The sequence below is a fragment of the Polynucleobacter sp. MWH-P3-07-1 genome, from assembly GCF_018687555.1.
Taxonomy (GTDB): domain Bacteria; phylum Pseudomonadota; class Gammaproteobacteria; order Burkholderiales; family Burkholderiaceae; genus Polynucleobacter.
On the sequence record NZ_CP061296.1, the window covers coordinates 1,272,976 to 1,287,258 of the forward strand.

Consider the following 14,283-nt stretch of genomic DNA (forward strand, 5'->3'; position numbering starts at 1 on the left):
GATTTGGAGCACCTATGACCTTTACCCTCCACCCCTCCAGCTTGCCTGCAGTGCTATCACCAGTCCTGACTCCATTTATGGCTGATGGCAATGTCGATCATCAGCGCCTGTCAAAGCACTGTCAGTGGCTAGCAAGTAATGGTGTTGGCCACGCATTATTTGGGACCAACTCTGAGGCAAACTCGATGTCTGCTCGTCAAAAGATGGAGGCGTTAACCAAGCTGATTGAAGGTGGTCTAGATCCTGCCCACATTATGAGTGGTACCGGTGCCACCTCTATCGATGCCGCAGTCAGCATGACGAATCATGCACTAGCACATCATTGCGCTGCCGTCCTCATGATTCCGCCATTCTATTACAAAGATGTTTCGGATGATGGATTGTTTGCGTATTTTTCTGAAGTGATTCAAAAGGTTGGAAACTCTGCTTTACAACTGTATTTTTATAACATTCCTGCCGTCACCAAAGTCACATTGAGTCTCTCTTTACTAGATCGCTTGGTAAGGGCCTATCCAAAAACAATCGTCGGTATGAAAGATAGTTCTGGAGACTGGGCTTATACCGAGTCAGTCATTAAACTCTTGGCGCCCCACGGCTTTAGAGTCTATGCCGGCAATGAAGCTTTTTTATTGCGCAGTATGAAAACAGGTGGTGCTGGTTGCATCTCTGCAACTGTAAATATGAATCCAAAGGCAATAGCCACACTTGCTGCAAATTGGCAAGACGGGAATGCTGCCGAGCAGCAAGCCGCCTTAGATCGAGTTCGCTCTGTATTTGATAAGTACCAAATGATTGCTGGCATGAAAACAGCGCTCGCCTTTTTTAGCAAAGATCCTGATTGGCTTCGGGTACGTCCGCCACTCATGCAATTGAGTGCAGATCAGCAAGGGCAATTGATGAGTGAATTAAAAGCAATTCATTTTGACATGCCAGGTCTGTAATTTAGCGTTCGCCTAACAAATGGTATCTACTAGCTTTAGTAGATAATGGTGTTGTGAAAAAAATTGCACTTTATAAGCCCCGCTTTCAGGGGCTGAAGATGATTGGTATAGCCGTACTGATTGCGCTTCAGATTCCTGGCTTTGAACTCATCTCCTATGCCAGCGCACAAAGCAGCCAAAATAATAAAACTGTACAAATTCGTAAACGTGCAGGCTCTCAAAATACCCGGTCCGTTGGACTGAAGGACATTGCCACTTCTAAATCGAATAGCCTAAGTCCTAGCCTCATTGACGATAGTTCGACCCAAACTTTTGTCGGTGATGCTGCTGATAATTTGGACTATCGCGTTACTAGGGGTTGCTTGCGACGCAATCTTAACGACGATAATTTACCTGCGAGTGTAGGCATAGAAGATCGGGCATTCTCTGAGTTTTTCAGAAATCAAACTAGAAGCTTTTTTGATCATATGCGAGGTAATTGCGTTCCTTATGCAGTTGCCCTTGGTAAACGCAATCGCTTTGAATCTCTCAGCATCATGAATGGTCCTGTACAGGACAATAAGACCGAAGTTTGGACCTTTACGCCATCTGCTGTTGGGGGATTTTTGATTCAGCAAGACTACCTCAAGGATGAGTCGAAGCGCTTTGTGGAAATTCAAATTCCTTTGCGGAATGTTTTATACGACCCCAATAAAGTCAGCGACAAACTCCCAGTCGAGCTAGTCTGGGATCTGAATGCATTGATTAAGCAAATTTATCCCGAGACAAGTAACGCCCTTGAAAATACCGATAGCGTGGTCAGACTGATCATCGACTTTGGCGATCGAGAGCGCTGGGCACAGATTTGGGCCGCTGAAATCATCAATCCCGCCAACGGTGAAGTCTATGCAAGCGCCTACTGGTTAGACCGAGGCGATATTCCTGGGGGCTTCTTTACTGCAAGTGGTGAACCTCTTGAGCATTCGTTCTGGACCAATCCCCTGAGCTATCGCCGCATCTCACGTGGTGTCGGCATGGTACCCGCAGGCAGAAGAAAAAGCGCCAAACCAACTGCCGCGAATACCAAAGCTGCTGTTGCAGCTGCCGCTAACTCTGAGCCTAAGCCTGGCTCCAGTAAGCAACGTTATCGCCCACATATGGGTATTGACTATGCGGCGCCGATTGGAACACCCGTCTTCAGCGTGGCTACTGGCAAAGTCATTCAACTCGGTTTTAGTGGCGCCTTTGGTAATCTCATCATTCTTGAGCACCCCGGAAGCTACCGTACCTACTACGCGCATCTCAGCAGCTTCAACCCAGAACTCGAGTTAGGCAATGAGGTCCGTCGTGGCTTTGAGATTGGCACTGTTGGCATTACCGGAAGATCAACGGGACCTCACCTACACTTTGAGTTACGCAAAGATGGGGTCTATGTCGACCCCTATAGCGCAAAGACCCAACTCAATCTCTGGCTCATGCGCGATATCGATAGCGGTCAACTCACCCGAGAAATTCTTTTACTCGGAAGTGTACTGAAAAACTAATCCTGCTAGATTAGCCCAGCACTAGCACTGGCAGTTTGGTATGCACAATGACATCATGCGTTTCGCTACCAAGCAATACGCCCGAAATTCCGGTGCGCTTATGTGAGGCCATCACAATCACATCAGCTTTCGCCTTTTTAGCAGCATCCAAAATACCCTGCGCTAGAGAAATATCGAGAGCATGAATGGTGTTCACCTTCATTCCAGCGCCCAATTGGGTCTGCGCTTGCTTGAATACATTTTTTGCATAAGCCTCGCAAGCTTGCTTATGCTCTTTGGTGGTAATCATGTACCCCATAGTGCTATCTGAATAAGCTAAAGGCGGAGTTGGGTCGGAAACATAAACCAGGGTCACTGCAGCGCCATCGGATTTGGCTAATTGAGCAACTTTCTTGAGCGATTTTTTACTGATGTCTGAACCATCTACTGGAACCAATAATTGCTTGAACATATTACCTCCTGATTTATTCACTTTCGTGATGTTGGCACTTTTTCTAATTCCATCATAATGCTATTTATCGATTCAAACCCCTACAAAGGTAACTTAAATGCTCAAGTATTTTCTACTCTATCTTGGCTTTCTTGTATCACTTGTTTCAATTGATTTGGTATGGCTATTGGGGGTCGCCAAAAACCTCTATCGCGATGAAATGGGCAGCCTCATGGCAACGGAGCCCAAGCTCTGGGCTGGCCTTGTCTTTTATCTTTTATATGCCCTGGGAGCCTGTATTTTTGTCGTCATTCCGGCGATATCGAAGCAATCCTTATCGCACGCCCTGCTTTATGGCGCCCTCTTCGGCTGTTTTTGCTACATGACCTATGACTTAACCAATCTGGCCGTTATTCGGGATTTCCCAATCCGCTTGGCTTTCGTTGATATTGCTTGGGGTAGCCTGGTAACCGCAACGGTATCCGGCCTCATTTATAAGCTAGCAGAGTGGGCAAACTAAAGCGGCATGCCCCGTTTCAGATGGGCTGACTAGCCCAGCCCCTGCTTCGCTCATAAAGAACAAATAGCACGCCCCATATTACGATCGAGGCATAAGCCCAAATCCACGCATGGGGTGAGCTTCTTGATCCACTCATATCCAGGACCAAACCAAAAATGGCTGGGCCAAGTAAACCGCCTCCAAATCCCATGAGGGAATGCAGCCCCATTGCGGCACCTTTAATGTCTGCTCGGGCACTAATCACTAAACCAGCAGTAAGCGTTGCCGAATCGGCCATGATAAAAATGGCATGCGCCACAGCCAGCATGACGATCAGCCACCAACTTTGACCAGTTGAAGCTGCAAGAGATATTCCGAGCACTGCACTAATCAGCATCACTATACAGACCCATTTTTGGCGTCCAATACGTAGCGCAATCTCATTTCCCAAAATAGATGCGGGGACCGCAAAGAAATTGACGATACCTGCTAGGGTGGTAGCTGCAATAAGAAAGTTGTGTCCCGCATAAGTTGCACAAAAACCAAAAAAGGCTACCAACCAACTACGCGAGGCAAAGAGCTCTAAAGTGTGTGCGGTATAACCCAAAATAAATCCTGCAGCATTGCGATCTTGTAAAACCAACTTCCACTTCGCCAGAGGAAAAATATCCTGTAGTCGCAAATGAATAGGCCCGTGCCACTGAGCAGATGCTAAGGGCGGAATACAAAAGAACACAATCGCAATTGCAGCGAGTGGCGCTAGGGCAATCCATGCAAACACCGCATGCCAACCATAGACCGAATTAATCCAACCAGAGCACAAATAAGAAAGTCCAGTGCCAATTCCAAAAAAAGCGGTATAGAAGGCAATATGTCGCGTGAGTTCACCGCCCTGAATACGATCGGATAGAATTTTTAAACCCGGCATATAGGTCGCGGCGAGTCCTGCCCCATTTAAGGCCATCCAAAAGAGTGCAGTAAAAAAATCGTGAGCGAAGAAAGCCATACCGAACAAGCCGCAACTCGCCAATACACCGCCACAGAAATACACCTTACGCGCATCGATGCGATCTGTCAGTGCAGTAGCAAGAGGCACAGCTAGCATATAGCCAAAGAAAAAGGCACTTGCAATCAAGCCGGATTGCAGATTAGTGAGATGCCACTCCTCTTGTAAGGGGGTGAGGACTACTGCGTAGCAAGCAAAACCAAGTAAAGCGCAGACCTGCGCTAAGAGCATAAAGGGGGTGTAGGCTACAGAACTGATGCGCACAAAAAATGAACTATTTTTACTGTTGTGCCTGCTGGGGAGAATCCTGGAACCCATTTGAACGATAGGTCAACACTAAAGTATCACGATGGCCATGAGCAGCCAGCGGCTGAATCGGAGTTGATTCATGAATCATTTTTTCATCATTCATTAACAATAGGGACCAGGGCTGCGATAAAGTAAAACGGAGGCCAGCAGATCCATTGGCATCAAAGATACGGGTTTCACCGCCCTTGATACCCACTCGATTCAATAAGAACACCGCGACAAAATCTACCCCATCGCGATGCGCACCTTCAGGTGTTGGGCGACCAATTCCATCCGTTGTATCAATCCGAAATTGGTGCGCCTCTACAAACCAAGTTTTAACTGGCTTCAAACTACTTAAGGCCTTTGCAATCCCTAGCAAAATTGACTGCCATGCAACAGACTTCGCCAAATCGGCTTCAATAGGCTCAAACCATCGTTCAATCCCACCATGCAGTGCGTTATAAGTAACTGACTGCCAGTGAGCGCGATGTGGCACCATCTCCAACTGCTCATTAGTGATTTGATAACTGGCATGACGGCGATAGCGATAGCGACCACCATCCTTTAAATAAGGATCTCTGGGCATCTCATCCCAGAAGTGATTGAGGGTATTGAGCTCAATCGTGCCCACATGACATAACTCAGACACCGTTTCAGCGGAGATCACGGCATATCCATTCATTTTGAGCGACTGGACAATCTCCTGGCGTGGAGTTAGTAAGGGAGCTAATGTCATTGCCCTATTTTAGGCTAATGCGCTAATGAAGGTTGCTTGTAACCGCTAAAATGGGGGCTACCATCATGAAGCCAGCCCACCCTCTTCTCGATTTTCTGCGCCAAGACCAACGATCTCCTTTGCTCTTATGGGTACTAACCTATCTCATTGCAATTGCCAGTGCAGCAATCGCCCAGCTTCTTCATACTCCGCTGCCCTGGATGCTGGGACCTCTCTTTGTTTTAGCCTTACTCGGCTCACTTGGGCTTCCTTTACAAGCACCACCACTTGGCAGAAGTATGGGGCAGTGGTCTTTGGGGATTGCGATTGGGCTTTATTTTTCGCCAAGTGCAGTTGCCAATATTGGACATGACCTCCCTTTTATTGCGATAGCCTGTGTGGTCTCAACGATCTTATTAGCCTTTGGCACGTGGATGTTATGGCGCTTCTTCCATATTCCACTTAGAACCGCTTTCTTTGCCTCTGCCCTAGGTGGGGCATCTGAGATGACGGTGCTGGCAGAGCGTCATGAGCAAAGAGCAGACTTGGTTGCGGCCGCACACTCTCTTAGATTGCTGTTGATCCTAGCAATTATTCCTGGGGTCTTTCAGATTTATGGAGTACCTGGCAATCTCGATTTTCAATCTCTCCACTTGCCAATCTCATACTCTGGCATGGGTTTACTCTTACTCTGCTCCTCAATTGGTATTGCCGGCTTTCATTTTCTGAGGCTACCCAATGCATTTCTCTTGGGCCCACTAGCCGTCAGTGCCATCCTCACTGCATGTGGAGTTGAGTGGACCACTTGGCCAAAAGCACTTTCCAATGCAGGACAGCTTTTAATTGGGGTTGGTCTAGGTATACGATTTACTCGAGAGTTTGTTATTCATGCAAAAAAATTAGCTATCGGTGTCACCATTTACACCCTGCTTGCCTGCATCATTAGCGTACTCTTTTCATTGGCAATTGCTGGCCCATCAGGGCTGGATATTGAATCACTGATTCTGAGCACTGTTCCTGGTGGCATGTCAGAAATGGGGATTACCGCGAAGAACTTTCACCTTAACGTCCCCGCTGTTGCAGTCTTTCACGTTCTGCGTATGGCTTTTGTGATTCTCTCCGCAGAATTATTTTTTCATCAAGTCCTAGGTCGTCTTGAGCGAAAATTTGACCTGCATATTGATTATCCAAGATAAGATTATCCTTCAATATTCTCATCAGAAAGCATGTTATGAGCCAAACTCACAATAAAGTTGCACTAGTCACAGGTGCAGGTGCTGGCATCGGCAAAGCTGCGGCTAAAGCACTGCTTCAGGGCGGGTATCGGGTAGTGCTGGCGGGGCGGAATCTCGCTAAGCTTGAGAAAGCGATGATCGATATTGGTGGTAGTGCAGAAAACTGTTTGGCTGTTACTTGCGATGTTGGTAAGCCAGAACAAGTCAAGAATTTATTTAAAGCAGTCAAGGAATGTTTTGGGAGGATTGACTTACTTTTCAATAACGCGGGCATAGGAGCACCAGCGATTCCCATGGAAGATCTCAGTTACGAGCAATGGATGAATGTGCTGAATGCCAACCTGTCAGGGGCCTTTTTGTGCTCCCAAGAGGCCATCCGAATGATGAAGACTCAGTCTCCACAAGGCGGCAGAATTATTAACAACGGCTCGATCTCTGCTCATGCACCCCGCCCACTATCAGCCCCCTATACCGCAACCAAACATGCGATCACAGGTCTAACTAAAACCATTGCCTTAGACGGTCGTCCCTTCAATATCGCTTGCGGACAAATTGATATCGGCAATGCCGCAACCGAAATGACGGAGCCGATGGCTGCGGGCATTTTACAAGCAGATCAATCGGTTAAGGCTGAGCCAAGAATGGATGTAGATCACGTAGGTCAAGCAGTGCTGCATATGGCGCAGCTACCGCTTGAGAGCAATATTTTGTCGATGACCATTATGGCTACCAACATGCCTTTTGTTGGCAGAGGCTAGTAAAAGAAATTACTGCTGGATCCGATCAACAGCGAGGCGAATATTGCTGGAGCCGACTTTCACAGTCTGCTGACTGGAGAGCAGGTCGCCTGATTCGGCTTTAGCCATGCCTGTTTTAGAAATACGCACTTCAACAGTGACCTCAGACTGTTGAGAAATGAGTGCGGCAGGATTCATCGCCAACGAATCATCTAAGGTAAATCCCACTGGGAAAGCGCTCACTGCTGTCTTGAGAACAGCTACCGGCATTCTTTCACCAGGCTTGCGAGCAATAACCATGAGTAGCTCATCCGGCTTGATCCGCGAGGCCAACTCTGGTGTGATTGTGATGACTCCGCTAACCCCCTTGCCAACAACAGCCCGCGGGACTGGTAGATGTCCTTTAGCCCGCGCCTCTGCAATCGAACTCAAGACTGCACGCGCCTCCTCAGACTGAGGTGGTAACTGTTTAACGATCTTCTCCCAGTTCAGCACTGCAAGCTCAAATTGATTTGTGCTGAATGCATCGCTACCAGCCAACCATAAGGCCAATAGATTATTGGGGTCGAGTTTAAGAGCCTGCGCAATGAGTTGATGGGGTTTACCAGCAAAGTTACCGTTGGCGTTGGTAGCCAAGAGATCGGCATAGTCAGCCAATAGTTCAGCTTGATTATCGATATAGGAGCCAGCACGCTCATACGCTTTGAGCGCATCGGCATTTCGACCCATCACCCGATAGGATCGAGCCAACATAGCCCAGCCCTTGAGGTTAGTAGGATCTTTCTCCATCTTGGCAGCAAATTCACTAACCATTTTTTCAACATCAGCTTGTGAGGCTGGATGCTTAGCATGCTCCTCTGCCACCTTGAGAGCATCGCCTTGATAAAAATAGATAGCCGATGAGAGCAGAAAGATCGACAGACAAACAAAAGCAATGGTTTTCTTAATTGATCCAAAACTCGCTTGATCGTCTATTTCTTGGGTGTCTTGAAACAAACGTTGACGTAATTCAGCATGCGCCATCGCATAGCTTGTAGCATCCACCTCACCAGCTTGACGCTCTATTTCGAGTTTATCAAGCTCCTCTCGATAGATTGCTGCATTCATTTGGCGACGGGAAGTATTGGCTGCCTGCTTTCTGAAAAACAGCGGGCGCAAGAGCAAGCCAAGGCTGAGCAATAAAATACAGAGCGCCGCAATCAAAAAAAATATCATGGACGGGCATCCTTTTTGAATTCGGTTTCCACTGTGTTTAAGAGTGCATCAAGACGATGATTTTCTTCATCCGAAAGCATCTTGCTATCCATACTGGTATTTCGCTGACGTAAATACATTAGCAAGCCGATGATCCCAATCAACAGAATCGTAAAAGGTCCGAGCCAAAGCAACCAGGTAGTTGGCTTGACTGGGGGGCGATAGAGTACAAAGTCGCCATAACGATCAACCATATACTGTCTAATCTCCGCATCACTCTTGCCAGCCTTAATCATGCTGCGAATCTGCGCACGCAAGTCATTGGCCAAGTCAGAACGAGATCCCGCCAAGGATTCATTTTGACAAACCAGGCAGCGCATTTCTTCTGAGATGCTAATCAGTCTTTGCTCTACAGCAGGATCTTCTGCCAAAGGGACGGCTTCATTTGCCATTAATCCATGACAAGCAAACATCAGCAGCAAAATTGCAATGAGGGACTTCATAATTGATTGAGCTCTGCAATCAAAGGAGCAATCTTCTCTTTCAGAATTTCTGGCGTAATCGGCCCTATATTTTTATACCGAATTACGCCGGTCTTATCGATGATATAAGTCTCAGGCACCCCATACACACCATAATCAATGCCAACCCGTCCATTGCCATCAAAAGCACTCAGAGTATAAGGATTACCCTCCCGCGATAACATGGTCATGGCATCTGCTCTTTGGTCCTTGTAATCAAGGCCAATGATCGGCAAAGTTTTTGTCTTACTAAATTCTATTAAGAGGGGATGTTCTTCGCGACATGCTACACACCAAGAAGCCCAGACATTGAGCATCCATACCTTTCCCTTCATACTCTCCGGAGAGAACATTTTTTGAGGATCAGCCAGCTGCCCAATCTCAAAATTGGGTGCAGGTTTGCTAATGAGTGGAGATGGTACTTCATGGGGATCGCGATTCAGTCCAATCGCCAAAAAAGCCACCAGCAAAATAAACAGAATCAAGGGGACTAATAATCTAGGCTTCATGCGTCACCCTCAACTTTGAACGATATCGCTTATCCGATATTGCAATCAATCCGCCCAACGCCATGAGCAAGCAACCGCCCCAAATCCAATCTACGAATGGCTTGTAATAGACCCTGACTGCCCAAGATTGGTCTGGAAGCGCTTCGCCAAGAGATACATAAATATCGCGAGTTAAACCAGCATTAATGGCGGCTTCGGTCATCGGCATCGTCGATGAAAAATAATTCCGTTTCTCAGGATAAAGTGTGGTTTCCAGTTGACCCTTACGGCTCACTTCGAAAGTTCCACGAGTGGCTTTGTAATTTGGTCCTGCCACTGCACCAATGCCCTTCATCTGAATTTGATAAGCGCCTACTGTCACCGTATCACCTGAAGACATCTTGACGTCCCGCTCTTCTTGATACGCGCCAACCATGGTGACACCAATCACGAAGATCGCAATCCCTAGGTGGGCAAACTGCATGCCAATAAAAGAGCGTGTGGGCTTCCCAGTTTTGAATTGGCGCATCACTTGCTGAATACCAGAGCCAATGATCCAAAAGGCCAGGAGAAAGCCCAAGCTGGCCAGCCATGTGAATTCACCCATGATGGTTGGAATGAGAGCCGCTGCAATTACAGCCAGCAAAGCGGCAATCCAAAGACGCTGAATCACCGCGAGCAAATGCGTATTTTTCCAATTCGTCCATGGGCCAATGCCCATCAATACGAGCAAAGGAATCATGATGGGCACAAATACGGCATTAAAGTATGGAGGCCCCACAGAAATCTTGCCGAGGTTTAAAGCATCAATCAAGAGGGGATAGAGTGTCCCCAATAAAACAGAAGCTGCAGCAGCGACTAAGAAGACATTTCCGAGCAAAATCATGGTCTCACGCGCAGTCAGAGTAAATTGCGCACCCGTTGCGCGTTTTGGGGCCCGGATTGCATACAGAGTCAAAGATGAGCCCACCACCAGCGATAACAGAATCAGAATAAAAATGCCGCGCCTGGGATCCGTTGCAAATGCATGTACTGAAGTGAGTACACCCGAGCGCACTAAAAAAGTTCCCAGTAGGGATAAAGAAAAAGCTGTAATAGCCAGCAGCACAGTCCAACTCTTAAATACGCCCCGCTTTTCAGTCACTGCTAAAGAATGCAGTAAAGCCGTGCCGACTAGCCATGGAATGAAAGAGGCATTTTCAACGGGATCCCAGAACCACCAACCGCCCCAACCGAGTTCGTAATATGCCCACCAAGACCCCAACGCAATACCCAGAGTCAGAAAAATCCAAGCAGCTGTGGTCCAAGGACGCGACCAACGCGCCCAAGCAGCATCTAAACGATTGGAGAGTAAGGAAGCAATTGCAAAGGCAAAGGCAACTGAGAAGCCTACGTAGCCCATATAAAGCATGGGTGGATGGAAGACTAAGCCAGGATCTTGCAATAAAGGATTGAGAGAGCGGCCTTCTTGTGCAGCAGGTAACAATCTTTCAAAAGGATTGGAAGTAGCGATGACAAACAAGAGTAATCCACTGGATACCAGACCAAGCACCCCAATGACCCGTGCAACCATAAACTCATCAAGCGCGTCGGAAAGTTGCGCAACCAGAAAGGTCCAGGTACTCAGCAATAGAAGCCACAACAACAGTGAACCTTCATGCCCACCCCAAACTGCTCCGAAGCGATAGACTGTTGGTAATTGGGTATTCGAGTGCTCAGCAACATAGAGCACTGAAAAGTCATTGACATAAAAACTCCATGCCAAACTCCCGAACGCAAAAGCCAACAACAAGAAAACCGTCTGTGCTGCTGGCTTTGCTAAAACTAACCACTCTCGTCGACCCTGATAAGCTCCCAGCAATGGCAATACTCCTTGGACCAAGGCGATACAGAAAGCCAGAATCAAAGCATAGTGCCCTAGCTCAGGAATCATTTCTGCACTTCCTGTTTTTGCGCCTGCTCTAGTGCATGTTTTGCTTCTGGTGGCATATAGTTTTCATCATGCTTGGCGAGCACTTCACTAGCCACAAATTCACCATTCTGATTTAAGCGCCCTTGCACAACAGCGCCCTTACCCTCTTTAAACAGATCCGGAAGAATACCGGTATAACTCACTGGGATATCTTTAACCAAGTCAGTCACCACAAAGTGAACGGTGATGCCATCGCGCCTTAATGAACCACTTTTCACTAAGCCGCCAATCCGAAAGGTCTGCGATTGAGGTGCTTTGCCATTAGCCACTTCACTTGGCGTGACATAAAGAGCAATATTGCTATTGAGCGCATTGAGAATCAGTAGAGCTGCAACTCCAATGACGATCAGTGCTCCAATAATCAATAAGGCTCGCTTATGACGCGGCTTCATATTATTTTGCAGGCTCACTGTCGACTCTCTTGATGATATTGATCGGCGAGTAATGCTTGTCTGAGTCTGCGTAAAGTAGTCTTACGTTGTGAACGTACGATGAGTACCTCTATACAAAAAGCAATTGCACAGAGTCCAAAACTACTCCAAACATAGAGTGCATAACCGCCCATCGCTAGAAACTCACTGACACTATTCCACATTAGCCCTTAACCTCTTTCAAGTTCTGAACCCAATCTGCATGGGACTCTCGCTCCAAGATGATGACCCGCACTCGCATCAGCGTCATGGCGATTGCATACATCCAGAAACATAGGGCCATGAGTAACATTCCCCACAGCATAGTGTGAGCCATCGAAGGGGATTTTGTCATCGAGACTGAAGCGCCTTGATGTAAGGTATTCCACCACTTCACCGAGAAATAAATAATCGGTACGTTGACAACGCCCACCAATGCAAGAATTGCTCCCGCTTTATCAGCACGACGTACTTGATCGATCGAAGCCTGCAAAGCAATAAAGCCAAGATATAAAAAGAAAAGAATCAGCTCAGAAGTTAGACGAGCATCCCAAACCCACCATGCTCCCCACATTGGCTTGCCCCAAAATGCACCGGTCCACAAGGACAGAAAAGCCATGACCGCTCCAATTGGCGCGATGGCTTGCGCCATCATGGCTGAAAGTCGGGTATTGAAAACTAAACCAATGCCAGCCCATGCTGCCATGACGATGTATAGAAACATCGACATCCAAGATGCCGGGACATGGACAAAGATAATACGATAACCCTGACCCTGTACTGCATCTATTGGTGCAACAAAAAAACTCACCCACAGGCCAGCCAAACCAAATGCAATCGATAAAATCCAGAAAAAAGGAATTAGTCTGCCAGCCACAGGATAAAAAGTACTGGGGCTGGCAAGCCTAAACCAATTGAGCCAGGAAGTGTCAGTCAGATCGTTCATTCAGATTATTCAATCGCAATTCTAAGGGCAGCAGCACTAACCCAAGGAGCAAATGCTAAAGCTAAAATCAATAAGGCGCCGAGAAGTGAAAAATGCCCAGCGACATCAAGCCCAACACTTTTGGCATATACCGCACCAGCTCCAAAAATAAGCACCGGGACATAAAGAGGTAAAACGAGCAGACTCATCAGCGCCCCGCCTCCCCGCAGCCCCAAAGTCAATGCAGCACCAATTGACCCAATTAAGGAAAGCACTGGGGTGCCCAATAATAGGGTCAGCAATAGGGTTTCTAAAGAGGCATTGTCTAGATCAAACTGCAAGCCAATCATGGGCGCCAATATCAACAGTGGCAATCCACAAACTAGCCAGTGAGCCGTGATCTTTCCCAAAACCAGTACGACGAATGAGCGGGGCGATAAAGCCAATTGCTCTAAAGTTCCATCAAGATAGTCACTCGCAAAAAGCCTTTGAAGGCCTAGTAAGGTAGCCAATAAGGCCGATACCCAAATCACCCCTGGTGCGATTTTGCGCAGCAAAGCCGTATCCGCTCCAATACCAAGGGGAAACAAGCTAGTCACAATCACAAAGAAAAATAAGGCGGTCAGCACCTCACTCTTGCGGCGCATGACTAACAACAAATCCCGATGAACCATCACGAAGAAAGCATTCATAGTTGCAAAGCCCTTGATCCAGTAATGCTGATCTCTTGGTGACCAGTGAAGATGGTCATTCCACCTTGAGATAGATGCCGCTCAATCAGCTGAACCAATAATTGCACTCCTTGAAAATCAAGCGCATTAAAAGGCTCGTCTAATATCCATAGAGGTGCTCTGCGCATGGCAATCCGCGCTAGTACTATCCGCTTTTTTTGACCTGCTGATAAATAATGCACTGGTAGATCTTCCCGCTCCCGCAAGCCAAACTGCCACAAGCATTGCAAAGCAGTCTCGTGACTCAAATCGACTTTAGCGAGCGCCGCATACATCATCAGATTTTCCAAGGCACTCAAATCTTCTTTTAAGGCATCACGATGGCCCAGAAAGCAAAGTCCCTGATGGAAATTATCTAGATTGTTTTTGATATTCGCTGCATTCCAGATCACTTCGCCCTGCTCTGGCTGCGCAAGTCCCACCAATAATCGGAGGAGGCTAGTTTTACCAACGCCGTTCTCACCTTTCACATGCAAACAATCGCCTGAACTTAGAGCAAAACTCAGATTGGCAAAAAGTGTTTGCTCACCTCGAACACAGCTCAGATCCTTCGCTTGCAAGCTCTGGGAAGTAAAAGGGGGGTGAGAAATATAAGCTGTCATAGAACAATGGCTTGAAACAAAATTTTCAGAATATTGTCTTTTATTTCAAGTATTTAAAGAATT

The 14,283-nt window shown here is 47.2% G+C and carries 17 protein-coding genes; 5 read left to right on the plus strand and 12 right to left on the minus strand.

Annotated elements, in window-relative coordinates; genetic code table 11:
- Nucleotides 1–14 precede the first annotated feature (14 nt).
- Nucleotides 15–941 (plus strand): dihydrodipicolinate synthase family protein, encoded by a 927-nt coding sequence (locus ICU98_RS06665; protein ID WP_215351577.1) that lies wholly within the window; start codon nucleotides 15–17, stop codon nucleotides 939–941.
- A gap of 53 nt (nucleotides 942–994) precedes the next feature.
- On the plus strand, nucleotides 995–2,464 hold the full coding sequence (locus tag ICU98_RS06670; protein WP_251365320.1) for a M23 family metallopeptidase: 1,470 nt from the start codon (nucleotides 995–997) through the stop codon (nucleotides 2,462–2,464).
- 10 nt (nucleotides 2,465–2,474) lie between these two features.
- On the opposite strand, the gene ICU98_RS06675 is transcribed toward ICU98_RS06670, so the two are convergent.
- Nucleotides 2,475–2,915 carry a universal stress protein gene (locus ICU98_RS06675; protein WP_215335999.1) on the minus strand — a complete coding sequence of 147 codons (441 nt, stop codon included), beginning with the start codon at nucleotides 2,913–2,915 and terminating at the stop codon, nucleotides 2,475–2,477.
- Between the two features lie 97 nt (nucleotides 2,916–3,012).
- On the opposite strand from ICU98_RS06675, the gene ICU98_RS06680 reads away from it, so the two are divergent.
- The gene (locus ICU98_RS06680; protein ID WP_215351581.1) at nucleotides 3,013–3,414 is read left to right on the plus strand and encodes a DUF2177 family protein; all 402 of its coding nucleotides are present in this window, start codon (nucleotides 3,013–3,015) and stop codon (nucleotides 3,412–3,414) included.
- A 16-nt stretch (nucleotides 3,415–3,430) separates the two neighbouring features.
- On the opposite strand, the gene ICU98_RS06685 is transcribed toward ICU98_RS06680, so the two are convergent.
- Entirely contained in the window at nucleotides 3,431–4,630 is a 1,200-nt protein-coding gene (locus ICU98_RS06685; protein WP_251365321.1) for a nitrate/nitrite transporter, read from the minus strand.
- Between the two features lie 49 nt (nucleotides 4,631–4,679).
- On the minus strand, nucleotides 4,680–5,426 hold the full coding sequence (locus tag ICU98_RS06690) for a 2OG-Fe dioxygenase family protein (protein WP_215351586.1): 747 nt from the start codon (nucleotides 5,424–5,426) through the stop codon (nucleotides 4,680–4,682).
- Between the two features lie 65 nt (nucleotides 5,427–5,491).
- Here ICU98_RS06690 and ICU98_RS06695 point away from each other — a divergent pair, with 65 nt between their 5' ends.
- Together ICU98_RS06695 and ICU98_RS06700 are read left to right on the plus strand one after the other, a co-directional pair.
- Entirely contained in the window at nucleotides 5,492–6,601 is a 1,110-nt protein-coding gene (locus ICU98_RS06695) for an AbrB family transcriptional regulator (RefSeq protein WP_215351588.1), read from the plus strand.
- 35 nt (nucleotides 6,602–6,636) lie between these two features.
- Entirely contained in the window at nucleotides 6,637–7,398 is a 762-nt protein-coding gene (locus ICU98_RS06700) for an SDR family oxidoreductase (protein WP_215351591.1), read from the plus strand.
- Nucleotides 7,399–7,407: 9 nt separating this feature from the next.
- On the opposite strand, the gene ccmI is transcribed toward ICU98_RS06700, so the two are convergent.
- The 9 genes from ccmI to ccmA are packed head-to-tail and all read right to left on the minus strand — an operon-like array spanning nucleotide 7,408 to nucleotide 14,220.
- A complete protein-coding gene (ccmI, locus tag ICU98_RS06705) occupies nucleotides 7,408–8,592 on the minus strand; it encodes a c-type cytochrome biogenesis protein CcmI (protein WP_215351593.1) in 1,185 nt (394 codons plus the stop codon).
- Nucleotides 8,589–9,074 carry a cytochrome c-type biogenesis protein gene (locus ICU98_RS06710; protein WP_215351596.1) on the minus strand — a complete coding sequence of 162 codons (486 nt, stop codon included), beginning with the start codon at nucleotides 9,072–9,074 and terminating at the stop codon, nucleotides 8,589–8,591. The genes ccmI and ICU98_RS06710 overlap by 4 nt, the downstream gene beginning before the upstream one ends.
- The gene (locus tag ICU98_RS06715; protein ID WP_215351599.1) at nucleotides 9,071–9,601 is read right to left on the minus strand and encodes a DsbE family thiol:disulfide interchange protein; all 531 of its coding nucleotides are present in this window, start codon (nucleotides 9,599–9,601) and stop codon (nucleotides 9,071–9,073) included. Before ICU98_RS06715 ends, ICU98_RS06710 begins: the two co-directional genes overlap by 4 nt.
- Nucleotides 9,591–11,513: a heme lyase CcmF/NrfE family subunit gene (locus ICU98_RS06720; RefSeq protein ID WP_215351602.1), complete on the minus strand. Its 1,923-nt coding sequence runs from the start codon at nucleotides 11,511–11,513 to the stop codon at nucleotides 9,591–9,593. Before ICU98_RS06720 ends, ICU98_RS06715 begins: the two co-directional genes overlap by 11 nt.
- A complete protein-coding gene (gene ccmE, locus ICU98_RS06725) occupies nucleotides 11,510–11,944 on the minus strand; it encodes a cytochrome c maturation protein CcmE (protein ID WP_215351605.1) in 435 nt (144 codons plus the stop codon). Before ccmE ends, ICU98_RS06720 begins: the two co-directional genes overlap by 4 nt.
- Before the next feature lie 14 nt (nucleotides 11,945–11,958).
- Complete coding sequence (gene ccmD / locus ICU98_RS06730) at nucleotides 11,959–12,147, minus strand: heme exporter protein CcmD (protein ID WP_215351608.1); 189 nt, start codon at nucleotides 12,145–12,147, stop codon at nucleotides 11,959–11,961.
- The gene (ccmC, locus tag ICU98_RS06735; protein ID WP_215351611.1) at nucleotides 12,147–12,908 is read right to left on the minus strand and encodes a heme ABC transporter permease CcmC; all 762 of its coding nucleotides are present in this window, start codon (nucleotides 12,906–12,908) and stop codon (nucleotides 12,147–12,149) included. The genes ccmD and ccmC overlap by 1 nt, the downstream gene beginning before the upstream one ends.
- Before the next feature lie 5 nt (nucleotides 12,909–12,913).
- Entirely contained in the window at nucleotides 12,914–13,579 is a 666-nt protein-coding gene (ccmB, locus tag ICU98_RS06740; RefSeq protein WP_215351614.1) for a heme exporter protein CcmB, read from the minus strand.
- Nucleotides 13,576–14,220, minus strand: coding sequence for a cytochrome c biogenesis heme-transporting ATPase CcmA (gene ccmA, locus ICU98_RS06745; RefSeq protein ID WP_215351616.1), 645 nt, complete (start codon nucleotides 14,218–14,220; stop codon nucleotides 13,576–13,578). The genes ccmB and ccmA overlap by 4 nt, the downstream gene beginning before the upstream one ends.
- Nucleotides 14,221–14,283: the final 63 nt, after the last annotated feature.